Origin of the sequence: Microcoleus sp. MOSTC5 (assembly GCF_036701825.1) — a bacterium.
Classification (GTDB): Bacteria; Cyanobacteriota; Cyanobacteriia; order Cyanobacteriales; family Microcoleaceae; genus Microcoleus; species Microcoleus asticus.
Window position 1 is genome coordinate 97,347 of sequence record NZ_JAUBRK010000012.1, and the last position, 22,642, is coordinate 119,988.

Consider the following 22,642-nt stretch of genomic DNA (forward strand, 5'->3'; position numbering starts at 1 on the left):
CGAAAAGCTGATCGCATTTTATGAAGCAGCTTTACAAGTTTACACCCGCGATGCTTTTCCCCAATATTGGGCGATGACTCAAAATAATTTGGCAAATGCTTACAGTCACAGAATCAAAGGAGAACGGGGTGAGAATACCGAAAAGGCGATCGCATTTTTTCAAGCTGTTTTAGAAGTTTGCAACCGCAAAACTTTTACGCAAGATTTGGGGGTTACTAAAAATAATTTAGTAAATGCTTACAGAAATAGAGTCAAAGGAAATAAGAATATAGCAAGGGCGATCGCACTTTATGAAGCAGCTTTAGAAGTTTACACTCCCACCGCTTTGCCAATTGACTGTTTGCAAACAGGCAGAAATCTAGGCAATTTAGGATTTGCAGAAAGTTTTTGGGGAACAGCCATCTTCGGCTACGAAAAAGCCATCCAAGCAGTCGAACAAAGCCGCGAGTGGATAACATCCGACAACCGCAAACGAGAAATCATCGAAGAAAATCTCGATGTCTACGAAAAAATGATGCAATCCTGCATCAATCACCAACAATATGACAAAGCCCTGCAAACAATCGAACGCAGCAAATCCCGCTACCTAGTCGAACTCTTCGCCAACAGCGAAATCTACCCCAAAACAGCCACCGACACCGAGAAACAGCAACTCCAAAACCTGCGCCGCCAAATCGCCGCCTCCCAACAATTCCTAGAAACAGAAACCCCATCTCCTCTCCCTCTTTCTCCCCCCCTTACCAAGGGGGGGCCGAGGGGGGTTCCCGAAGACTCTCCCTCACAACGCACAACCCAAACCCGCAGCCTCAGCCCCGAATATTTCCAACAACAAAAAGCCAAATTAGAAACAACATCACAGCAACTAACACAACTGCTGGAACAGATAAAACAGCGAGAACCAGAATTCTCCCTAACTCAAAAAGTCGAACCCATAGACATCACCAAATTCCAACAAACCTTAGACACCGAAACAGCAATCATAGAATGGTACATCGGCAATTCTAACTCCCCCTCCAACTCCAACTCCCCCCTTCTTAAGGGGGGCTGGGGGGGATCTGCATTTATCATCACCCGCGACAGCATAGAATTAATCACATATACCACAACCGAAATAGCCGAATTACAAACCTGGAAAAACAACTATCTCGACGAATACCGCAACAAAAAGACCAACAAAACCTGGCAAAACACCCTATCCCAAAAACTCGAAAAACTCTCAGAAATCCTGCGACTAAACGAGATAATCGCCCACATCCCCCCCAACAGCAAACAACTAATCCTAGTACCCCACCGCTACCTGCACCTATTCCCCCTCCACGCCCTACAATTCACCTCAGAAACCCGATTTCAACAAAAAACCAACTTTCGCGGCTACCTCCTCGACAGCTTCCCCGCAGGCGTGAAATACGCCCCCAGCTTGCAACTGCTGGAACTCGTAAAAAATCGCCTCACCACCAGAAACTCCCCCCCACCAAATCAGCTACAACTATTCGCCCTCCAGAATCCCACCGAAGACTTATTCAACGCGGATATGGAAGTAGAAACCATCAAAACCCGATTCAATCCCCATCAAATATTACTCAAAAAACAAGCCACAAAAACCGCCCTCAACGAAAACCGAGAAAACCTCTCAAACGCCAACTACCTGCACTTTTCCTGTCACGGCATATTCAACTTTGACTATCCGCTGCTGTCATCCCTAGTCTTAGCCGATTCCCTGGAACCGCAAACCTCACCTCCGCCCCCAGAGTCAAATCAGCCCGATGAAAAACAGCGCTATGTCACCCTACGCAGCGGCAGAAAAGCCCTCCCAGAAAAATGCCTTACCCTGCGAGAAATCTTTGCCGAATTGCAGTTACCGCAGTGCAGTCTCGTCACGCTTTCCGCCTGCGAAACCGGGTTAACCACCTCAACCGCAATGACGGATGAATACATTGGTTTACCCAGCGGTTTTTTGTATGCGGGTAGCATGAATGTTGTCAGCAGTCTGTGGGCTGTCGATGATTTTGCCACCGCAATTTTGATGATTAAATTTTATCAGGAATTGCCGGATGCAGATTCAGTAGCCCTCGCTTTGAATGCGGCGCAAAACTGGATGCGCGGGGTGAGTATGGAGGATTTGCGAGTTTGGGTAGGATTGTTAAATTTAGATGAAAAATCGAGACAAAGTGTGGAATTGTGGTTATTGTGTTCGAGTGAGGAACAGCCGTTTCGCGATCCGAAATATTGGGCGGCATTCTGTGCGACGGGATATTAAGTTAGGTGTGCCATCAGGATTTGGTAGAGGCGGGTTTTACAAACAATATATAACGATGACAAACAATCTAGATAAACCCGCCCCGCCCCACCAATAAGCCACATCAACCTGAAATTTACATCGAATGCTAAAATGTAGATAATGATTGTTCGTTGGGTGGGGGCGGGTTTGAGAGATTGTCGATTTCAGGCAATTATTGTTGGTCAAACCCGCCCCTACAAAATTAAATTTTTTAATTGCGGAAGTAATTACAATGGAACCTGACAAAGTTATCACTATCTTTCTCAAATGGCTGCATGAAAATCCGGCTATCTTCACGCCGACAGCCTGGAAAAAATTACCCCAATTAGAGGAAGAAATAGCAGAATCCGCAGATGATGAATTGTTTCCCATTGCTTTCACTATCAGCAAGTGGTGTGGCAAGAATGGATTGGGAGAGAAATTAAGAGAGAGTCTGCGGAAAGATTTCGAGGATGCGGGCGAACCCACCCCAAGTACAACACCGCCGCTAACCAATATCACTCAAACTCTGCGTACCAGCATTGAATATAGCTACAAAAAGCTTCAAGAAAGCGCAGCAAATAATTAATCAGATACCAGCAATGACTCAAAGTAGCAAAATCTATGCCCCCAACGTTTATTTATTTGCCTTTCACCTCTGCGACACCCTAGAATCAGAGCCAAATTCCCCTGTGGAATCCGCCAGTTTGTGGCAGAAGTGCCATGAGATTTTGCAGTCAAAATTGGCAGTAGGCACAGATTTTAATAACAGCTACTTGCACAAAAAAAAGGAACCTGTCGGCTGGCGCGTTAACCTGATTAATAAACAAGTTGTTGGCAACCGCAATTCCCTTGCCTTTACTAAGGAGATTTCGGTTGAGAATCAGCCAATTACTCTCAAGGGTTTTGCCCAACCGCTGCGAATTGATGACAGCTATGCCCTGGGTTTAAAAATTTTTGTTCCAGAAAAACTTAACACCATTAAAACACCTGCTGTCGATGTTAGCATCTTCAAGGAATTTAATCCCGATAACTGCTTGCGGCCGGATTTCGTGCAGAGTTATTTCGGGCAAACTCTGCTGCTTACAGCTTGGTTGAGTGTCGAACAAAATCAGGCGGCGCGGGCAGATTCGCAGTTTCTCCAAGCTTTAGGCAAACAGTGTCTGGAAAAGTTGATTTCTGGTCAAAATCTGCCGGATTTTTACCGTCAAGGCGAATTGTTCGGCAGTCCGATTTTGGAGTACGGCAATCCGAGTCAGCCCGATAGTTACTGTCACATTATTATCTGGTTTTTCAACAGTCCGACAATTGATGAAATCTGGGATGAGACGCGGTACAGCGATTTTATGGATTTGTTTTTGTACCGAAATAAGATTCTTCGCGCTTATCACGACAGTCGCAAGCTTTACGCCGTGACTCGCGAGGAATACAAGCAAATTGAACAGGATATTGACAAGACTTTTAAGTATTTGCAGCGCGATCAAGCTCAGCAGAGGCAATCGAAAGGTGCGGGTTTAAAGGAGGAAGAATTAAAATATCTGGAAACTCAGATGATTGAGATGCCGCCTCGGGCTGTGAAGTATGCCCGAATGCTGATTGATGTGGAGTTTCGCCAAAATACGATCGCCATTAACGCCCAAAATTACCAAGATAAATTAAATCAAATAAGTCTTGACTTAAAAGCAAGAAACAAGTACAGTGATGGTGATATCAATTTAAGTTTTCTCGAAACATTCAGCAAAGAAACTTGCCCGCAGTTTCAAAGGCAGATTCAAGCAGATTTAGGCTATTTCAAACACGGTTCCCGCTTGCTAGACCAAGCAACCGAGGCAATTCGAGCTATTGTGGCGATCGAAGAAGCTTATCGAGATGCCAAACTAGAGGTAACGATTCAAGCTGTCGGTTTTGGTTTGGGAGTAGCCGGGGTAGTGGCTGGCAGTTCTCCTTATTTGATTAAACAAGACCCGCCGAATCAAATGGTTGCTTTGCCTTTACTGAAGGTGGGAATTAATTCTTTTGCCTTCGTATTGTTGATTAGTATCAGTGCGGGGTTTGGGGTTTGGCTTTTGGTTATGTTGGGGGCCAATTGCAAGAATCTACTAGGTAAGTTCAAGAATCTACTAACCAGAAATAAACAGTTGCCGCCGCCATAATCCCCGTTCCGGGCGGGCAATTCACCCGCCCCAGAAAAAGATTAGCCTTAATATTGAGGAACAGACGAGTCTACTTCTTGACTCCAAGCAGTAATTCCGCCCTTAACATTAGTCCCCTCAATTCCAGCTTCCTTCAAAATCCCCAAAGCCTTCGCAGAACGCCCGCCCATTTTGCAGTGTGCAATCAAGCGGTGCCCGTTCAACAATTCCTTGACCTTGGCGACACCTTCGCCGTGTTCGATATCCGGCAAAGGAACCAAAACCGACCCCGGAATTTGAGCAATTTGATACTCGTTGGGATTGCGAACATCTAACAATACAAAATCCTTCGCACCGCTGTCGATTAACTCCTTAAGTTCGGCAACAGTCATCTCAGAAATTTGCTGTTGTTCTTGCGCTTCCTGCGCTTTAGCTTGAGGAATGCCGCAGAATTGTTCGTAATCGATTAACTTTTCAATTACCGGGCGCACTGGATTAGGCCGCAGTTTCAATTGCCGGAACGTCATATCTAAGGCATTGTAAAGCAACAGTCTGCCGCTCAAAGTAGTGCCTTGACCCAAGATAATTTTGATAGCTTCCGTTGCTTGGATAGAACCGACTACTCCGCACAAAACGCCTAAAACGCCGCCTTCTGCACAAGAAGGAACCATGCCAGGAGGCGGGGGTTCCGGGTACAAATCGCGGTAATTCGGGCCGCCTTCGTAGTTGAAAACTGTTGCTTGCCCTTCAAATCGGAAGATGGAACCATAGACGTTGGGCTTGTTTAAAAGGACGCAAACGTCGTTCATCAAATAGCGAGTCGGGAAGTTGTCCGTGCCGTCGATAATGATATCGTAAGGAGTGGCAATGTCGATCGCATTTTCGGAACTAACGCGAGTTTCGTACAAATCAACTTGACAAAAAGGATTAATTTCTAAAATCCGATTTTTAGCCGACTCAATCTTCGGTTTCCCAACCCAAGAAGTGCCGTGAATTACCTGCCGCTGCAAATTGGAATGGTCAACAATATCAAAGTCTACAATCCCAATGCGGCCAACACCGGCGGCTGCTAAATACAGCAGCAGCGGCGAACCGAGGCCTCCCGTACCGATGCAGAGCACGCTGGCAGCTTTGAGACGCTTCTGCCCTTCCAATCCAACTTCTGGGAGGATGAGGTGGCGAGAGTAGCGTTCGTATTCTTGTTTGTTGAGCTGGATCTCGTCCAGATTAGGATTTAGCATGATATTGTGTGTAGCGCAGATTTTGAATTATATCCTATCTGAATCTTTCGCCTTTTTACGAGTTTGTTATTTTTACTAATTATTTCTTAATCTCAGTCGGTTCCTGTGCGAGAATTTCCTCTGCTTGAAAGTTCCCCTCTCCGTCAAGACTCCAACTGCGGAGGTCTTCCCAACAGCCTTGTCGGACGGACACAATGATGTAAGAGTATTGGGCCCAGGCCAATGTCCGATCGCACTCTGAGGGCACTGCGGGACAATCCGTGTGAGAATGATATATACCGATAATATCCAGAGTGCGATCGCGCCCGTGTTTCATCGCCCGCAACATATCTTCGGGCTTTATAGCATATCTGCGTCTTTCTGTCAATTCTTTTTGTTCCGGCCAATTCTCTTCAGCTTCCGCACTCCAAGCATTTTCAGTGGGCCAAACTTCTACTAAAGTTTTAACACCAGCAGTAACTCGACCGAGCAACAAACCGCAGCATTCTTCAGGATAAGCGCTTTCAGCGTGGGTGCGCATGGATAAAATTTGAGAGTCGGAAAGTGCGATCTGCTGCATAGGATTTTATTGTAGATTTTATTGTTAGGACTAAGGCCAACTGTCACAAATAGGGGTGAAATTTTAAGTATGTAGTTGCGCTTTAGCGCTCTTAACCAAGGAAAGAGCGCTAAAGCGCAACTACATACCTTTGTTAAATGTGAGAGTCCGAAAGTACGATCGGCTGCATAGGATTTTATTGTAGTTTTTTTTGTAAAGTGCGATCGGGCTTTTTTTTACGAACCGCGAAGACGCGAAGGACACGAAGGAAGATAGGAGAAGGGAAGAGAAAAAGTTCACAAAAGTAACACAATTAATTACCTCACTTAGATATCTAAACGTTAGATTTTTCCGATATTTCTCACGCTTCTTCTCTGCGCCCTCTGCGCCCTCTGCGGTTCGCAAAAAAAGTAAATTTAGGGTGCGCCGGGCCGCGCACCTTACCCCTGAGTTAATGTAGGTATCTAGCCCTCAATTTCAATCAAGAGGGAGTTTGCTGCAACTCAGGCCGTTCATCTGGAACGATCGCACCTTCGACAGGACACACCTGCAAACAAATACCGCAGTCAATACAGGTATCAAAATCAATCCAAAACCAATCAGTACCCTTGACATTTTTGCCTGGGCCGGGGTGAATGCAAGCAACGGGACAAGCGCCGACGCAATCAGCAATTCCCTCGCAAATATCCGTAACAATAGTGTGTGCCATAGTGTTCTCTCAAAAGATTTTAGTTAGATAGGGAATTAGCAATTAGCAATTGGCAAAACCTTTTCTCAATCAGCAGGATACATAATATCATATCGGGTGATTTTTAACCAATTACCAACTACCAATTACTAATTACCAATTAGCCTAATTTACCGTTTCAATTGTTGGTAATCCTTCGGCATTTACCCAAGCAATTTGAGCAATTCGTCGATCGCGCGCGTATTCCCGGGTCGCCTCCGCAGTCTCCCGACTCTCCAAATCTATTTCTACCCGAACTAGGTGAGCAGACTCTCGGAGTTTGCGAGCATAATCAAAGGCCGCCGCCCCAGCTTCAGGAGTTTGAGGCACAACCAACCATTCGCTAGCTGGTGTCTCCGTGGGCAATTGCCCCTCTGTCAGCAAAACTTGGTGCAAATCTTCAATATTCAGACAAAACCCGATGCCGGGGGAATTTTGCCCTTGGGGGTCGAACAGTCCCAACAGTTGGTCGTAGCGTCCTCCTTGTCCTAAAACTCGCTGTCCTGTCTTGCTGCTGCTGACAACTTCAAACACAATTCCAGTGTAGTAGTCAAATGTTTGAATTAAACTCAAATCGAGGTGAATGTGGGATTTTAGATTGGGAATTTTTGACTGGCATTTGTGCAGCAATTCGATCGCAGATTTGAGATTATTTAACGCGGCTTGCTGCGGCAAATCTAAATCCAGCTTGGCAACAATTGGCAACACCTCTTCTGGGCGACCGCGCAAGTCAAATAACAGCAGAGCTCTTTCTCGCAATTCGGTTGACAGCGGCAAAGTTTCCAAGGCAATTCGATCGAGATTGGCGATCGCCCCCCGAACTTTCTGGCGCACGTTTGGCGGAAACGGTTCTAGCAATGTTGCAGTCAAGCCCGCTTCTCCCAAAACCAAATGCCACTCATCAATTTCCAAGCTCTGCAAGCACTCAGACAGCAGCAGCAGCACTTCCGCATCCGCAACCGCCCCCCCTGCGCCGAGCAGCTCTACCCCAGCTTGATAGAACTCCTGTTGCCCGCCTGAGCCAGTATCTGGGCCTTTGCGGAACACGTTAGCGTTGTAGTAGAGGCGCTGAGGCTGCCAGCGAGTCCCGGCCATCCGCATTGCAGCCGCGCGGGCGATGGATGCTGTCAATTCCGGCCGCAAACCCAGTTCTCCATCCTCGGCGTCTTGCAATTGAATCAGAGTCGATCGGTCGATCGCGCCCCCAGCCATTAAAGTCTCCAGCCTTTCTAGAGTTGAAGTAATAATCCGGTGATAGCCCCAGCGGTGAAAAACCTGCTGCAAGCGCCGTTCGATCGAAATTTTTTGAGCAACGTCAAGGGGCAATAAATCTCTTGCACCGGATGGGGGTTGGTGAACCATATCAATTTTAGATTTTAGACTTTAGATTTTAGATGGGGCTTAGAAGCTTAGCTTTCTGGACGGTGTTAAAGTCTAACGAGGCAAGCTTAACATTCGACTTTAACAAATTAAGGTGTCATATCAATTTTAGATTTTAGATTTTAGATTTTAGATGGGGCTTAGAAGCTTAGCTTTAGGGGACGGTGTTAAAGTCGAAGAAGGCGAGCTTAACATTCGACTTTAACAAATTAAGGCGTCATATCGTTTTCGTTTGCATCGGAATAATCATTTTCTCCGTCAGTGCGATCGTCCCGTTCTTTCTGGAGCATCCGCGATCGCGGGACGATCGCACTGACGGTATAATTTTGGCGGCGATCCGATGTGCGATCGCCAACTCTGGATTCTTTTGAACGCGATCGCTCCACTGCTCAGCTATTCAACACTTTCTAACTATTCCAAACTCACAATTCACAACTTCTCACTTCTTCTTCCCGCCAAACAAACTTGCAAAAAATCCTGGTTTCTCGTCACCTTTTTTGGCTTTTGCGGAAGCTTGTTCCAGCTTTTTCTTAACCTCCAAAGCCGTCGGTTCTTCAGGATTTGATGCCAAAGCTTTGTTCATCTCAAGTTTCGCCATTGTGGCTTGATTTTGTTCAAAGTAACACATTGCTAACATAGCGTGGGCTTGGCTGTATTTCGGGTCGCGCTTCAGGGCTTCCCTCAACTCCAAACTTGCTTTAGCGTAATTTTTGCTGTCCATAAATCCTTGAGCTCGGCGGCAATAGGCTGCGGTCTGCGAGTTTGGGGGTTCGACTTTAGGCGGAGGAGGCGCCGCGGGAGTTGCGGTGGCTGGGGTTGCTGCTGCTGTTTTTTCTGTGCTAGTTGGGGTTGTGGCTTTTGCAGGTGAACCGGGTGCAACCCCACCACCACCACCACCCATGCGCTCTTTTCGCAGCAGGTAAACCATGTTGAGTTCGCTAATTTGATCGATCGCCTGTTGCGTTTCCTCAACTGATTCGTACTGCTTGAGAGCGAGTTTGCTAACTGCTGTTTTGTAAGCTTCTTCCCAATTTTGAGCCGTAGCTAACTGTTTGGCTGCTGCGCTTTCGATTTGCATTTTCGCCTGTTCTTTAACGAGGCGCTTGCTGATGGTTGCTAATAGCAGGTTGTATTCTTTGCGATCGCTTTCCTTAGAGAATTTGTTGTAAGCCGGATTGACTACTTTTGATAAAAATTGGTTGGCCCAATCTTTATCGGCTGGGTCTTCAAAAGAGCAAGTATCCGAATGCAAGCGGCGGGCGATTTTCATGTAGCGCTTGCGGATGTCGTTAAACTCGGCGTCTAAGGGAATTCCCAAAATTGCGTGCTGATCAATAAAGTCATACTTGAACAGCCCTTTTGTCATTTCAAAAGACATAACTTTTACTCTTCCTTTCCTGGCTTTTCACTATCCTTTAATGTAGCTTGAGTCAAGGGGTTGTGACCCCCGTACTACCCCCGATCCTTGGCTGCGGGGGCGCTACTTCCAGGAAGATAAGGGAGGAACTGCTAGCAGTGCGCTGCTGAGTTCGGCGTGTATTCTGCCGTTTGTGGCCAAAATCCGACCCGAGTTCATCTCAAAGGCACTGCCGTCATAAGCTGTAATTTTACCTCCTGCTTCGGAGACGATGACTACACCGGCGGCTACGTCCCAAGGGGCGAGTCCCCGTTCCCAGTATCCGTCCGATCGCCCCATCGCGAGGTGTGCGAGGTCTAGGGATGCCGAACCGCTGCGCCGCACGCCTTGGGTGAGGTGGGTGAGGTGACAGAATTCGGCATAATTATTGTCTGCTGTTTCGCGCCGATCGTATGCAAAGCCAGTGACTAGCAAGCTGGTTCTCAATTCTGAGATTTGGGAAACTTGGATCGGCTTCCGGTTGCAGGTTGCTCCCAATCCCTTGCCTGCCCGAAATAATTCGTTATGAAAAGGGTCGTAAATTACTCCAATTTGTGGTGTGCCGTCGATTAACAGTCCGATCGACACGGCCCAAAAAGGATATTGGTGAGCATAATTGGTTGTACCGTCCAAAGGGTCGATCGCCCACAGGTATTTGCTGCTGGCATCCCCTAATTTGCCGGATTCTTCGGCGAGGATGGCGTGGTCGGGTACGTGGCGGCCGAGAATTTCTAAGATGACGGCTTCTGAGGCTTTGTCGGCTTCTGTGACTAAATCGCCCGATCGGCCTTTTTCTTGAATGTTTTCTAATTTTCCGCAGAAAGATTGCAGGACGGAACCAGCGGCCAGGGCTGCTTCTGTGGCTATTTCTAAGAAGTTTTGCAGTTGAGTGTCAGTCATTAGGAAGAAGGAAGAAGGAAGAAGGAAGAAGGAAGAAGGAAGAGGGAAGAAGGCAGAAGGAAGAGGGAAGAAGGAAGAAGGAAGAAGGAAGAGGGAAGAGGGAAGAAGGCAGAAGGAAGAAGGAAATCATTGCTCGTTAGTAGTTATTAGTTATAACTGAGGAGTTTTTAGTCATTGACAAATGACAAATGACTAATGACTACTGACTATTGGCGATTTTGCTGGCGAAATTCTGCGGGAGTTTGGCGCAAAGCTCGTTCTGGATTCCACAGGCCTTTACCCATGAGTCTCGCCCATTCTTGAGCGTTCACCAGTCGCTGCTGGTATTTGGTGTTGGGCGATCGCACTGAAGCCAGGGCATAACCTTCTTTGACTAGCTGTTCGTTGAGCAAAACTTTATCTTGCCACAAGTAGGCTAGTTTGCGATCGAACCCGTCTTTCTGTTCGATGTCTGATTCTAACAATACCTGTTTTCCCCCAATTAGCTGTTCTAGTCTTTGTTTGGCTGCTTCTCCCCAAGGCTGCTGTTTTAAATCCGGCGCATCAATACCAATCAGCCTGATTTGTTCTAATAAGGCTATTTTGTCTGCTGTACTGATAACTTCGATTGTTTGCCCGCTGATGGCCCTTTCTACTTTGGCGATCGTACCTTGGGGCATTTCTGGTTTTTGGCAGCTAGCTAGCAACAGACAAAGGGCGATCGCACATAATCGATAAAGCATGGATAATTGGTAGTTGATAATTTATCAAATTGCCTCACTCTTCATCCAACGGCAAACCGGCTTTAACTTTACCTTTGCCGAAGTAGCGGCCGAATTGCAGTTCGTACACTTCGTCTTCGTCTTGCGTCTCTACCTCGATGTTGGAACGGGGATAGCTGACGCACAGCAGGGCATAACCTTCTTTTTGCAGTTCCACAGAAAGTCCCATTGCTTCTGGCTGGTGCAGTTCCCCCGACTTGACGCGCACCGCACAGGCTGTACAAGCGCCGTTGCGGCAGGAAAAGGGCAATTCTACTCCTTGGTTTTCGGCGCTTTGGAGGATGTAGCGGTCTTCGGGTACTCGCACCGTGTGGCGATCGCCTGTCTGTCTGTTATGAATTTTAATTGTGTAAGAGTCAGTCATGGAATTTTAGATTTTAGATTTTAGATTTTAGATTGGGGTTTGCGGGGCTAAATCCTTTATATGAAAGGGTTTGCGACACAGGGAGCAGAATCCGGCCTGCCCGTTTGATACCCTACCCACATTAAACAGCAAATTTATGCCGTTACCCCTTCCCAAATCAGATTTGTTCTGCTAAGATAGTTTAGCTGTGGCTAAATGAATTAATTTAGCCCTGGAGAGGTGGCCGAGCGGTTGAAGGCGCACGCCTGGAAAGTGTGTTTAGGGCAACTTAACGAGGGTTCGAATCCCTCCCTCTCCGTTAAACAAGCTGTTTAGGCAAAAAAAACAGCTTGCAACAAAAATCTCTGATATGAGATAAATACTTTGATTATAGCGATCGCCCTTGAATTCTTTTAGAAAAATCAAGGGCGATCGCTTTTATATTTTTGAGTGTAAATTAGGGCGATCGCGCCGAGAATAAACGCCCAGATCTAATGCCAATAGTAAAAAACCATAGTAACCTACACCAATCGCCAGCGATATGGTCTAGCAGAGTCACTTAATTGTTTTTTCCAAATTTATCTTTGAACTAATCATACCTTAATTCCGCAACTCCCATCGGTAACATTTAGGGACTGCCGGCCTAGGGTCAGATGCCTCTGGCATGGGCATCGGGCATCGGGCATGGGTAATAGTTAGTGGTTACTGGTTAGTAGTTTTTCTAATCACAAATAACCAATGCCCTATTCCCAATGCCCAATTTCCAAATTAAATGAACAAGCTAGGTGAGATTTTAAAATAATCGCCTAGTGCCTTAGCTTGTGCCTTGCTAATCGCTCTTTTCCCATTGACAACCTCAGACACCACACCGCTCGATCCAATGATACCTACCAAGTCCGCTTGACGGGTGCCGCTGGATTCCATGATGTGTTGCAAAATCTCATGAGGCTCCGATTTGTCGATCGGATAATTTTCTCTCTCGTAAACTTCAATCAGCGTGACTAACAACTTGTATAAAGCTCTCTCCTCTGGAGTGAGGTTTTTAGCGAACGTTAGTCGTTCTGCCACAGCCAGGAGGCGATCGTATTCCTCTTCGGTTTCGATCGCCCTAGGAGCAATTTCTGCAAGCAATTTGCTATAACTGGCTCCATCAAAAGTAAGGATCATTTTTCCATTTGTGTTTGTCGTATTCAGCGTGGGTTAGGAAATATTTGTAAAAAATAGTTTGCTCCTCGTAGTTGATGCCGACAATCAGGCGATATTCGTTGCCTTTGATATTAAAGACTGTGAAGTTTCCTACTGCTTCGGTATCCCGGTAAATCTTGCGAACATCCTCCAAATTCTGCCATTCTGCTTTCTTTACAATTGCGTTCCAGCTATCAATTTGATTTTTGACATCGGGATACTGGGCAGCATCTTTACGGAGGTTCCGGATCGAGATTAAGTGCATCGGTTTTTGGTTGGTATCTTTTTTTGTTTGACATTCCTTACCTTGCTCATGAACTACCTATTATGCTTATGCTCTCATTTTGAGAGGAAAACGTCAAGGCCCGATCGAGTAAAAATTCTTTAACCCACTCCAAGTGGGTTTTGTGTGTGTAGGCGCGGTTGGAAACCGCAGGCTTTGTCTTTAATCCCACTCTTCCTCCCCCGACTCGATCCTCATCGTGTAAAAAAGCTTCTAGCAGCGTGGTTCGGGCGATAGCCTTGCAAATCAGAGTCAGCGTTTTAGCAGAGGCTCTACGCACGACAGGGTTGGGGTGATGTGCTAGAGCTTCCAGCAAAAAAGGAGTTGCAGGTTTGCCAATTGAGCCGAGAGTTTCGGCTAAACTCAGCCTCACCATTCCCTGCGAATTTCCGATACATTCGACCATCTTTTTGAGGAGTTCGCTGTCGTTGGGATTAAAAGTTGCGAGGGCCATTTGCTCCCTCACCGTTTGCAGCAAAGCGTCGCTTTCTGCTGGATCAATTGCTGTTTGAATATCAGTCGGGGAATTTTAGATTTTAAATTTTAGATTTTAGATTGAGGTAATTTATATCGAACTTAGCATCAGCGAGATTTGCCCCTGTGAACAAAGTACCCTCAGCATTTCCAATCTCTCGAACAATAGCCGAAAAAGACACAAACGCAAACCAAAGATACAGCAGCGACAGCAAACCTAAACACATACCCCAAAACAGTTTGTGAGTGCTCAGAAAAGCGCTCGCCGTTGCACTGAACAAAAAAGCCGCTGCGTAAGTCGCCACACTTCCAGCCGATGCGATCGCCACCTGTGCAAATTGGCCGCGAATCCGCCAACTCACCAAAAACATTAACACCCCGCCGATCGCCATTCCAGCAATAGCAGCCTGGGAATTATTATTAGTTGCAGTGCCAGCATAGAAAAATCCCAACAAAGCTCCTGATAGAATAGCAGAAATTGTTCGTGCCAATCTACCCGCTTTTGAGGTTTTTGGCTGTTTGCTGGCGATCGCCGAAGCGAAACCAGCAGCGCTCAAAACGCCGTACAGCAACAGAACAAAAGGCCAACTGCGAGAGCCCGGTACTTGTCCTTGAGTTCCCAAAATCAGTCGAGTCAGAACATCGCCCACAACCAAACAAATCGCGATCGCCCCAGCACTCAAAACAGCTATCTGTCGCCGAGAAAGCCCGATTTTCGCACCGATAAAATTCGCACCCGCTAACTGAGCATTTCTAAAATTGCAGCCTCGAACATCCGCACCGCTGAAATCAGCACCGTTAAGAACTTGTCCTTGGAACGATCGATTTCGTAAAATTTGATTGCTAAAATTATTAAAATCAGAATTGTTCATATTAGTATAGGATGCTTGAAAATATATAAATATGTCAGCGTTCCCGTCCCCTATCTAAAATCTAAAATGCTATGAATTATCGACCCACGATCGAACAAATTTGGCATATTCTCGGTCTCGGAATATTGCTCGCACCAATACTAATCTACAACATTCCCTACTTTTTGCGTCCCCAACAAACAAACGAAGCCCGATCGCTCTTTCAAGGAATAGCCTACCGCAGGGAATTTCGGACTAATCCGCGTCCCACCCTAATTCACATTCTTAGCATCGACCTAAAAGCGCCGGGAATAGGAATTTTTGTCACTCCCGGAAACCCAACACCCGATTTAACAGAAACCCATGCCCGCACAGCTACTCAATTCCTGAAAGAATTTAAATTGCAATTAGCAGTCAACGGCAATTTTTTTTATCCCTGCATCGAGGAAGCACCTTGGGATTACTATCCCCGCAGTGGCGATCGAGTAAATAATGTCGGACACGCCATTGCCAAAAGCCAAGCTTATTCTCAACCAAATCCAGGCTTTCCCGCCCTTTGTTTTGATGCCAAAAACCGCGCTCAAATAATCGAAAACGGCACTTGTCCTGCGGGGACAGCCTATGCAGTTGCCGGAGATACTTTGCTGGTTAAAAATGGCAAACCCGTAGCACAAAGTCAGGAAGAACGCAAACAGGATAAACCTTATCCCCGTGCAGTCGCGGCGATCGACAAAACAGGCGACAAGTTGTGGTTAATTCTGGTAGACGGCAAGCAGAGGCTTTACAGTGAAGGGCTGAAATTGAGCGAAATAACTGATATTTCGATGCAGTTGAAAGCCGAGACAGTGCTAAATTTAGATGGCGGCGGGTCCGTAAGTTTTGCAGTAGCATCGCCGTCAGGAGCGAAACTGTTGAATGCTCCGATTCAGAATAAAATTCCCATGCAGGAACGTCCACTTTCCAATCATTTGGGGTTTTATGCGCGGGAAAACTAGGGTTTTAAATTGCGCTTTTACCTCCGAAAATAGGGGTTAAAAATGATTGTATTGTGCACTGCGCCCAAGCCGCTGCTTGTAAACAATCTGCTTTAAAAACCTATTAAAAAAAATAAATTATGCCTCCGCATACTCAAATAAATAGGGTACTGATTGCCTTCATTACTAATACAAAACTTCGCTTAAATACCCACAAAATTTCTTATTCAGCAGTGATTTTTTTTAAAATCTTCCCAAAATCCGGGAATAATTGCTAAAATTGTAAATAAACGTAACAAAAATATATAATTGGCTTATGAAAATTAGCGAAATCCAAGCAGCGCTGCAAAGTTCGGATTCTCAAGACAGGCTGCGGGGGGTAACGGCTCTGAGAAAGTGCGATTCTGCGGTGGCGCTACCGATGTTGCTGAGCAAAGTGGACGATCGGGAGTTTATCGTGCGATCGTTCGTGGCGATGGGATTGCGGCAGATTCAAACTGCGGAAGCTTTTGCGGCACTGTTAAAAATGATGCAGTTCGATCGCGATCCGAACGTGCGCGCCGAAGCCGCTAACTCTTTGTCAAGGTTCGGAACCGAGGCAATTTCTCATTTAGTCGAAGCTTTTCGCCGCGATGACAATTGGCTCGTCCGCCGCAGTATCATGGCTCCGCTGTATGAAATGCAGTGTCCTGATGCAGTATTTGAAATTTGCGCGATCGGTCTTGGCGGCGAAGATTTAGCAGTTCAGGAAGCAGCAATTGACGGATTTGGTCTGCTGGCCAATACTGTGAAGCAAGAAGAGGCATTGCAGCAATTATTACCTCTAGTAAGTTCGGATTACTGGGGAATTCGGTTGCGAGTTGCTCGCGCGCTGAGCAAATTTGACAATCCTCAAGCTCGCGCTGCTGTGAGCTATTTGGCAAAAGATCGAGATCATCGGGTTGCAGGTGCGACTTTGGAAGCTTCGCTTTAAAACAACGGCTTACAACCTCAAGCAGACATTGGTAGCTGCCCTTAAACTCTTAAACCCGCCCCTAGATTAGCCCGATCGCCCTCACAATATTACGGATTGTTACTTTGTTTCTAATCAACGAGACAGGCGCGATCGGCATCCTTGACGATCGCAAGAGTTTTGGCATCTGAATTAATTCGCCATGTACCAGCCTTTTCGGCAATACCTAGCCAAGAGGTATTTCACAGCTTTGATTTGCAAAGTCGCCCCATTCCCTCCGGGTTGGAAGTCACAGCGAGCGCGGGAAAACCCCAGATATTTATCCGCAGTTGGTGTTAGGAATGCCCGCAATTGCGAAAAGCCGCTACACTTAGATCGATGCGGGTGCATCTGCTCAAGTTTTTAATTGCGTGATTTATCCGAGTCACAATTACGATTTGCCGCTGTTGAGACTTGACCTCTTGTATTTCGGCAAGAAGAAAATTTGGGTTTTTCTCGACTTTCAGCCACTATTTAGAGATGAGGCTTATATAGCAAAATACATTCAACATCTAGAATCGCTCCGCGATAAGTACCACGATTTGAGCCAAAATTTATAAATCAATTTTTATGAGGTCAATCACTATTTTTATAGATACTTGCTGTAATTCGCTAAAACTGATGCTAAAACTGGATAAAACCGGGTATATACAGCTTATAAAAACTATATCAATTTGTACTATAAAATGCTGCGATAGGCACAACCGCTGACTACCCATAAAATATCCAGCGCATCGTTAAAGGTCAAAAAGATTGCAGCCAGTAGAGTGCAGACAGAGACGCGGCTTCGGGATTGTTTAGCAGTTATTTCGGTCACGAATTGGCTGAGAAATTTTTAAAAATTTTTTTGTTTGAAGATGCTGTGCCTTTAGCTGTAACCGCGAGTTCGCGATGACCGCTAAGTTTACATATATTTTTCAAAAAAACAAGTTCGCCGTAAAAACTTTAGTCATGGTTACAAACCTCTCGATTGAGGAGGTAAAATCTCAAATCTAAAATCTCAAATAGACAGCAAAAAAACTTTATTTTTTACTATTAACCTGTGGATTGAGTAGGTAAAATCTCAAATCTAAAATTGATATCACTCTTGATCAGCCTTTTTTATATGCGGCGATCGCTCTGATGAAAAATCGGTTAGACTTACAGTATTACCCGATTCTAGAAGGGTTTAAACTCAAGGAAGTTACAGTCGCCAAAAGGAAAAAACCAACTCAGCAGATCGTAACTACCTGTTACGCTTTTGCATCACCGAAACTGCGGCAACTTCGCGCGGCTCACCTTCAAGGCGACAGCAGCTTGCAACTTCTCAATTTTGCGATCTTCCGGCATCTTAACTTTGATTTGCTGTTTTTTGGCGCGGATTTGGTGACGCTGCCGGGTGGTCATTTAATTCTCTGGATATGCAGCCTCTGTTTGGCGGGGACGCTGACTACCAGGCTAAGTATACTGGACCGATCGAACAAATTTTTCAAACTCATCAACCGCACCTTCCCTGGGGTGGCGACTTTCCAGAGGAAGCTAAGCAGTTTTTCTCGTCGGCGTTTCTGTGGGCTCGCCCCGAGGAAACGGAAGTTGTGGAAACTCGCGTTTTTGCAGCGTTCAAAGACTATCTAGCCGCTGATTTCGATTTGGTCGATCGCGCCGAACCGGTGACATCGGGCGCAAAGTTAGATAATATCTAACAAGCTCAACAATGCTGCCTGCGGTATCGTGCCGAAAAAAGCCCGGGCCAGGGAATGTTTAAGCGGTTCTACGGCGAGGAATGGACTGAAGAGTATATTCACGGATTTTTGTTCAATTGGGAACGGAAGCTGGCACAATTGGTAAGTAACAAGAATTAATTTTAATACAAGCTTCAGCCACTACACTAATAAGTGTAGGTTGGCATGAGGAAAATGCCAATGGTCAAAAAAAATCGCAATGTAGTTAGTTCCAATTCAGAAAGTAAAGTCAAAGTCGGACTTTCGCTGACTTCTTCTAGTGCCGATCGATTAAACACGATCGCTCGAAAGCTCGGAATATCAAGGTCGGAACTCCTAGAACGCTTGGCACAAGGCGCTCTGGATATTTCTAAGGACAAGACGGAAGTTACTGTCACTTGGAAAAAAGGTGAAGAAACGGAGGTAGAGGCGGCCCACTTGCAAGGGGAAACAGCCGAAGAAAGCGAATTTAATGACGCTGTAACGGCAGAAACTCTATCGGACTCGGTGAGTGTAAAGCCAAATCCGCTGCAAGAAAGTTACGAAAGTTTACAGCAGCAGTTGACTGAACGCGAAAGTTCGATCGCTTCTTTGCAGCAGCAATTGGCCACCGAAAAACAAAATCTAGAAAGCCAATTGCAGGAAACTGTACCGAAGTCAAGTTACGAAAGTTTACAGCAGCAGTTGACTGAACGCGAAAGTTCGATCGCTTCTTTGCAGCAGCAAGTCGCCGAAAAGCAAAATCTCGAAAGCCAATTGCAGGAAACTGTACCGAATTCAAGTTACGAAAGTTTACAGCAACAGTTGACTGAACGCGAAAGTTCGATCGCTTCTTTGCAGCAGCAAGTCGCCGAAAAAGAACAGCGGGAACACGAGCTTCAGCAACAGCTAGCAGAAAAATCCAGTGCTCTGGAATCTTTGCAGCAGCAAGTCGCCGAAAGAGAAGACCGGGAACACGAGTTTCAGCAACAGCTAGCAGAAAAATCGAGTGCTTTGGAATCTTTGCAGCAGCAAGTCGCCGAAAGAGAAAGTTCTCTGGAATCCTTGCAGCAGCAATTAGCTACCGAAAAGCAAACTTTGGGACAGCAATTGCAGCAAACCGTGTCGCAGTCGAGTTACGAATCTTTGCAGCACCAGTTAGCCGAAAAGTCAAGTGCGATCGGAGAATTCCAAGTTCAACTAACCAAGTTGCAATCTCTAGAAAATCAATTGAGCCAGAGTGCGGCGATACAGCGAAATTACGACGCTTTGCAGCAACAGTCTCAAGAACAGCTAAAAACCATCAAAGCTTTACGGGAACAGCTAGGTCAAATGCAGGCTGTGGCTGGGATTGGCGAAGCTTATCTCAACAAGTGGCGGCGTCCCTGATTCTAAATCAGCAGAGAAATCGATCGCGCGCGAGCGCGATCGATTATTTCATGGTTTGTACAAATAAAAAGCAGCCTGATCGCCGTCATTATTTTTATTTAATTCCTCAGCTTTTAGTTTAAATTCTTTAAGCTCAAGATCGGAAAAATCAGAAAACTCTCTACCGCAGAGAAATTGTAACTCCCACGAGTCAAACACAATATCTTTTATTTGAAATCCCACCTCATTTGCTAGTAATTTCATACTTTTCGGAGTGTGTAAAAACAAGTGAATCGGAGGCTCAATTTGACCCCATTTGACACCATATTCTCGCCAAGCATAAGTTGAGGTAACAGGAATTCTAATCAAAGCATACCGATCGTGTTTTAGCAGTCGCCATATATTTTTTAGAACTTCCTTCGGTTGGGGTATATGCTCAAAAGAATGATGCAGCATAATCAAATCAAACCGATCTTCTAGTTCCGCTATTTCTTTTTTAAGAATCTTGACACCATTTTTATATAAAATATCACCTTCAATCAAAGGATCGAGTCCTGTAAGGTTAAAAAAACCTTCTTCAGCTAGACGCAGCAAAAGATCCCCCGTACCGCAACCAACATCTAATATTTTCGATTCCAATGTCACATTGACCTCGATCGGCCAGTCAAAATAATAAGGAAGTCCGTATATCTTTGATAAAAGTTCTCCCAACAAGTTTTTGTTACCCAGGTAATTTTCTGCTCTTTTACGCTTCATAAATCTAAACAAGCCCTTGGTTTCTTTAACGTTAGGGATTTGTAAAGAGTAATAGTTAAATGAATAATATTGTGACAAGTCTTGGGGAACGTTCACTATTTGCAAGCAACCGCATTCACTGCATTCAATATACTCAAATGGGTTGTTATTTAAACCCGGAAATTCTTGAATAGGTTCGATTTTATAAATGGTGTTATCTTGCGAAGTGCCGCAAATTTTACAAGTATTCAAACTCATTAGATTCAACCTTATTTTAAAAATAATTAAGCTGAACTACACCTGATTTTGCAAAAGTATCTATTCTAAGGAAGGGCTTGCTCTGAAAAGCCATGCAAGTGAAGTGCGAGCGGCTCAGTATAGCAGGTGAAAAGTACAAGAGACATCTCCAACAAATCATCTCCTACTATCTCGCGAGATGTAGGGTGTAAGCCAAGGGGCGACAATTCCTGTTTCCAACCTTTGATTTTATGCCCAAATGCTTAACCCTTACCAGTCCGAATTCGCACTCCACAGACAGATTGAAACCTGTCGAAGCTTTTTTTTGTAATATATGATAATAGTATTAAGAAATATTACAATAAATAAATTATGACGATCGCTCCTACCCCTTTTAGCAAATCCAATCCAGCAGACACTAAGGGCCGCGTCACGGTAATTGGAGCAGGCATCGGCGGACTCACTGCAGCCGCCCTGCTAGCCCGCAGAGGATACAAAGTGCTAGTCTTAGACCAGGCGATCGTCCCCGGCGGATGCGCTTCCACCTTCAAGCGCAAAGGCTTTACCTTCGATGTCGGCGCCACGCAGGTTGCAGGATTGGAACCCGGAGGCATTCACCACCGAATTTTTTCAGAATTAGACATAGAACTCCCCGCAGCCACACCCTGCGATCCCGCTTGTGCGGTGTTTTTGCCGGGAGAAACCGCACCGATTAGGGTGTGGCGAGATCCGCAAAAGTGGCAGCAAGAAAGACAGCGACAGTTTCCTGGAAGCGAACCTTTTTGGCAATTATTGTCTGCATTGTTCAAAGCTAGCTGGAAATTTCAAGGGCGCGATCCAGTTTTACCGCCCAGGAACTTATGGGATTTCTGGCAATTAATTCAAGCAGTTCGCCCGGATACTTTAATTACTTTACCTTTCACTTTTATGACAGTGGGAGATGCTTTGCGGCTTTGTGGGTTGGGCGACAATTTGCGCTTGAAAACTTTTCTGGATTTGCAGTTAAAATTGTATTCTCAAGTCGATACCGAAGAAACGGCGCTACTTTACGCGGCGACGGCTTTAGGAGTTTCGCAAACGCCGCAGGGATTGTATCATCTACAAGGAAGTATGCAGGTGTTGAGCGATCGACTCGTAGGGGCGATCGAACGAGACGGCGGCAAAGTCTTATTGCGGCACACAGTTCAAAGCATTGTCAGCGCCAACGGCAAAGCCACAGGTACAGTGATTCGCAATCAAAAAACCGGCGAAGTTTGGACGGAAACTGCCGATCGCATTGTTGCCAACGTGACGGCGCAAAATCTAGTAAAATTGTTGTCAGGCGAGCCGATTGTCGAAAATTTAACAGATAATTTATCGGTTAAATCAGAGACTTCAGAGACAACAAACCAACTCCCAAATCAAATGGCTGGCTACAAATATCGAGTCGATAAATTGCCGCCCGCATCCGGTGCATTTGTCATATATTTGGGAGTGCATGAAAGCGCAATTCCGGAAAATTGTCCGCCCCACCTTCAGTTTCTCTACGATTACGAAGGCGAGATTGGTGAGAATAATTCATTATTTGTTTCTGTCAGCCACCCGGGAGATGGCCGAGCGCCGGAGGGAATGGCGACAATTATCGCTTCGTCATTTACTGATACTCGAATGTGGTGGAATTCGGTTGATTATGAAGGATTAAAGCAAAAATATACCGCAGGGGCGATCGCCCGTTTGAGCGAATATTTCAATTTGACGCCAGAGTCGATCGTACACGAAGAAGCCGCCACCCCCCGCACCTTTGCCCGCTACACAGCGAGAGATAAAGGAGTTGTCGGCGGCATCGGGCAGCGAATACCAACCTTCGGCCCCTTCGGATTTGCCAACCGCACACCAATTAAAAACTTGTGGTTAGTAGGCGACTCCACCCATCCCGGAGAAGGCACTGCCGGTGTTTCCTATTCAGCTTTAACAGTAGTGCGGCAAATGGAAGCCGCCTCTAAAATCTAAGAGGCCACCGCACCGTGCCGTTTCCCTAGCGCAAAAAATAATTAATCGCGCGAGAGATGTAACTATCGCGCGATTAAATTTAGGCGGAACTACCCCGCAGGGGGTAAGTTCCGATTAAACGACGGCTGCACTAACTAATTGTTGTTACAAATCGTCGTTACAGCTACTCATGCTTAGCGATTTTAATTTTGAATGCCCTGC

Annotated in this window: 24 protein-coding genes, 1 tRNA gene and 1 pseudogene; 11 read left to right on the top strand and 15 right to left on the bottom strand. The window is 45.8% G+C overall.

What is annotated here, in order from left to right; all coding sequences use genetic code 11:
* The 3 genes from QUA54_RS08880 to QUA54_RS08890 all read left to right on the top strand — a co-directional run.
* On the top strand, positions 1 to 2,257 hold a 2,257-nt coding region (locus tag QUA54_RS08880), incomplete at its 5' end, for a CHAT domain-containing tetratricopeptide repeat protein (protein ID WP_333414209.1).
* A gap of 253 nt (positions 2,258 to 2,510) precedes the next feature.
* Positions 2,511 to 2,846, top strand: a complete 336-nt coding sequence (locus tag QUA54_RS08885) for a hypothetical protein (protein WP_333414210.1) — start codon at positions 2,511 to 2,513, stop codon at positions 2,844 to 2,846.
* Between the two features lie 13 nt (positions 2,847 to 2,859).
* Complete coding sequence (locus tag QUA54_RS08890) at positions 2,860 to 4,410, top strand: hypothetical protein (protein ID WP_333414211.1); 1,551 nt, start codon at positions 2,860 to 2,862, stop codon at positions 4,408 to 4,410.
* Between the two features lie 47 nt (positions 4,411 to 4,457).
* Here the strand turns inward: QUA54_RS08890 and moeB are convergent, their stop codons facing one another.
* The 7 genes from moeB to QUA54_RS08925 form a co-directional block, all read right to left on the bottom strand.
* On the bottom strand, positions 4,458 to 5,630 hold the full coding sequence (gene moeB, locus QUA54_RS08895) for a molybdopterin-synthase adenylyltransferase MoeB (RefSeq protein ID WP_333185375.1): 1,173 nt from the start codon (positions 5,628 to 5,630) through the stop codon (positions 4,458 to 4,460).
* A gap of 79 nt (positions 5,631 to 5,709) precedes the next feature.
* Positions 5,710 to 6,189, bottom strand: a complete 480-nt coding sequence (locus QUA54_RS08900; RefSeq protein WP_333414212.1) for a M67 family metallopeptidase — start codon at positions 6,187 to 6,189, stop codon at positions 5,710 to 5,712.
* Between the two features lie 460 nt (positions 6,190 to 6,649).
* Positions 6,650 to 6,877, bottom strand: coding sequence for a ferredoxin family protein (locus tag QUA54_RS08905; RefSeq protein WP_333414213.1), 228 nt, complete (start codon positions 6,875 to 6,877; stop codon positions 6,650 to 6,652).
* A 144-nt stretch (positions 6,878 to 7,021) separates the two neighbouring features.
* A complete protein-coding gene (locus QUA54_RS08910) occupies positions 7,022 to 8,257 on the bottom strand; it encodes an ATP phosphoribosyltransferase regulatory subunit (RefSeq protein ID WP_333414214.1) in 1,236 nt (411 codons plus the stop codon).
* A 227-nt stretch (positions 8,258 to 8,484) separates the two neighbouring features.
* Positions 8,485 to 8,661, bottom strand: a complete 177-nt coding sequence (locus tag QUA54_RS08915) for a hypothetical protein (protein WP_333414215.1) — start codon at positions 8,659 to 8,661, stop codon at positions 8,485 to 8,487.
* A 53-nt stretch (positions 8,662 to 8,714) separates the two neighbouring features.
* Complete coding sequence (locus tag QUA54_RS08920) at positions 8,715 to 9,653, bottom strand: tetratricopeptide repeat protein (RefSeq protein ID WP_333414216.1); 939 nt, start codon at positions 9,651 to 9,653, stop codon at positions 8,715 to 8,717.
* A gap of 102 nt (positions 9,654 to 9,755) precedes the next feature.
* Entirely contained in the window at positions 9,756 to 10,571 is an 816-nt protein-coding gene (locus QUA54_RS08925) for an inositol monophosphatase family protein (RefSeq protein ID WP_333414217.1), read from the bottom strand.
* Between QUA54_RS08925 and QUA54_RS08930 the strand changes: the two genes are divergently transcribed.
* Positions 10,561 to 10,731, top strand: a complete 171-nt coding sequence (locus QUA54_RS08930) for a hypothetical protein (protein ID WP_333414218.1) — start codon at positions 10,561 to 10,563, stop codon at positions 10,729 to 10,731. The genes QUA54_RS08925 and QUA54_RS08930 overlap by 11 nt on opposite strands.
* 46 nt (positions 10,732 to 10,777) lie before the next feature.
* On the opposite strand, the gene QUA54_RS08935 is transcribed toward QUA54_RS08930, so the two are convergent.
* A complete protein-coding gene (locus QUA54_RS08935; RefSeq protein WP_172186553.1) occupies positions 10,778 to 11,293 on the bottom strand; it encodes a thermonuclease family protein in 516 nt (171 codons plus the stop codon).
* Positions 11,294 to 11,327: 34 nt separating this feature from the next.
* Positions 11,328 to 11,696 (bottom strand): 2Fe-2S iron-sulfur cluster-binding protein, encoded by a 369-nt coding sequence (locus QUA54_RS08940; RefSeq protein ID WP_333185390.1) that lies wholly within the window; start codon positions 11,694 to 11,696, stop codon positions 11,328 to 11,330.
* Positions 11,697 to 11,909: 213 nt separating this feature from the next.
* On the opposite strand from QUA54_RS08940, the gene QUA54_RS08945 reads away from it, so the two are divergent.
* Positions 11,910 to 11,994 (top strand) — tRNA-Ser (locus QUA54_RS08945).
* Between the two features lie 449 nt (positions 11,995 to 12,443).
* On the opposite strand, the gene QUA54_RS08950 is transcribed toward QUA54_RS08945, so the two are convergent.
* From QUA54_RS08950 to QUA54_RS08965, 4 genes are all read right to left on the bottom strand, one after another.
* Positions 12,444 to 12,842, bottom strand: coding sequence for a transcriptional regulator (locus tag QUA54_RS08950; RefSeq protein ID WP_333414219.1), 399 nt, complete (start codon positions 12,840 to 12,842; stop codon positions 12,444 to 12,446).
* Positions 12,826 to 13,125, bottom strand: a complete 300-nt coding sequence (locus tag QUA54_RS08955) for a type II toxin-antitoxin system HigB family toxin (protein WP_333414220.1) — start codon at positions 13,123 to 13,125, stop codon at positions 12,826 to 12,828. Before QUA54_RS08955 ends, QUA54_RS08950 begins: the two co-directional genes overlap by 17 nt.
* Positions 13,126 to 13,171: 46 nt before the next feature.
* On the bottom strand, positions 13,172 to 13,597 hold the full coding sequence (locus QUA54_RS08960; protein ID WP_333414221.1) for a HEAT repeat domain-containing protein: 426 nt from the start codon (positions 13,595 to 13,597) through the stop codon (positions 13,172 to 13,174).
* Between the two features lie 82 nt (positions 13,598 to 13,679).
* Positions 13,680 to 14,489, bottom strand: a complete 810-nt coding sequence (locus QUA54_RS08965; protein ID WP_333414222.1) for a pentapeptide repeat-containing protein — start codon at positions 14,487 to 14,489, stop codon at positions 13,680 to 13,682.
* A 71-nt stretch (positions 14,490 to 14,560) separates the two neighbouring features.
* Between QUA54_RS08965 and QUA54_RS08970 the strand changes: the two genes are divergently transcribed.
* Together QUA54_RS08970 and QUA54_RS08975 are read left to right on the top strand one after the other, a co-directional pair.
* Positions 14,561 to 15,463 (top strand): phosphodiester glycosidase family protein, encoded by a 903-nt coding sequence (locus QUA54_RS08970; RefSeq protein ID WP_333414223.1) that lies wholly within the window; start codon positions 14,561 to 14,563, stop codon positions 15,461 to 15,463.
* Between the two features lie 295 nt (positions 15,464 to 15,758).
* On the top strand, positions 15,759 to 16,415 hold the full coding sequence (locus tag QUA54_RS08975) for a HEAT repeat domain-containing protein (RefSeq protein WP_333414224.1): 657 nt from the start codon (positions 15,759 to 15,761) through the stop codon (positions 16,413 to 16,415).
* Between the two features lie 171 nt (positions 16,416 to 16,586).
* Here the strand turns inward: QUA54_RS08975 and QUA54_RS08980 are convergent, their stop codons facing one another.
* A complete protein-coding gene (locus QUA54_RS08980) occupies positions 16,587 to 16,784 on the bottom strand; it encodes a hypothetical protein (protein ID WP_333414225.1) in 198 nt (65 codons plus the stop codon).
* A 20-nt stretch (positions 16,785 to 16,804) separates the two neighbouring features.
* Between QUA54_RS08980 and QUA54_RS08985 the strand changes: the two genes are divergently transcribed.
* The 3 genes and pseudogenes from QUA54_RS08985 (at position 16,805) to QUA54_RS08995 (ending at position 19,501) form a co-directional block, all read left to right on the top strand.
* On the top strand, positions 16,805 to 16,993 hold the full coding sequence (locus tag QUA54_RS08985) for a hypothetical protein (RefSeq protein WP_333414226.1): 189 nt from the start codon (positions 16,805 to 16,807) through the stop codon (positions 16,991 to 16,993).
* Between the two features lie 562 nt (positions 16,994 to 17,555).
* A pseudogene (locus QUA54_RS08990) lies at positions 17,556 to 18,274 on the top strand (phycoerythrobilin:ferredoxin oxidoreductase).
* Between the two features lie 60 nt (positions 18,275 to 18,334).
* Positions 18,335 to 19,501 carry a ribbon-helix-helix protein, CopG family gene (locus QUA54_RS08995; RefSeq protein ID WP_333414227.1) on the top strand — a complete coding sequence of 389 codons (1,167 nt, stop codon included), beginning with the start codon at positions 18,335 to 18,337 and terminating at the stop codon, positions 19,499 to 19,501.
* Positions 19,502 to 19,549: 48 nt separating this feature from the next.
* Here the strand turns inward: QUA54_RS08995 and QUA54_RS09000 are convergent, their stop codons facing one another.
* On the bottom strand, positions 19,550 to 20,473 hold the full coding sequence (locus tag QUA54_RS09000) for a class I SAM-dependent methyltransferase (RefSeq protein WP_333414228.1): 924 nt from the start codon (positions 20,471 to 20,473) through the stop codon (positions 19,550 to 19,552).
* 351 nt (positions 20,474 to 20,824) lie between these two features.
* On the opposite strand from QUA54_RS09000, the gene crtD reads away from it, so the two are divergent.
* Complete coding sequence (gene crtD, locus QUA54_RS09005) at positions 20,825 to 22,441, top strand: C-3',4' desaturase CrtD (protein ID WP_333414229.1); 1,617 nt, start codon at positions 20,825 to 20,827, stop codon at positions 22,439 to 22,441.
* Positions 22,442 to 22,642: the final 201 nt, after the last annotated feature.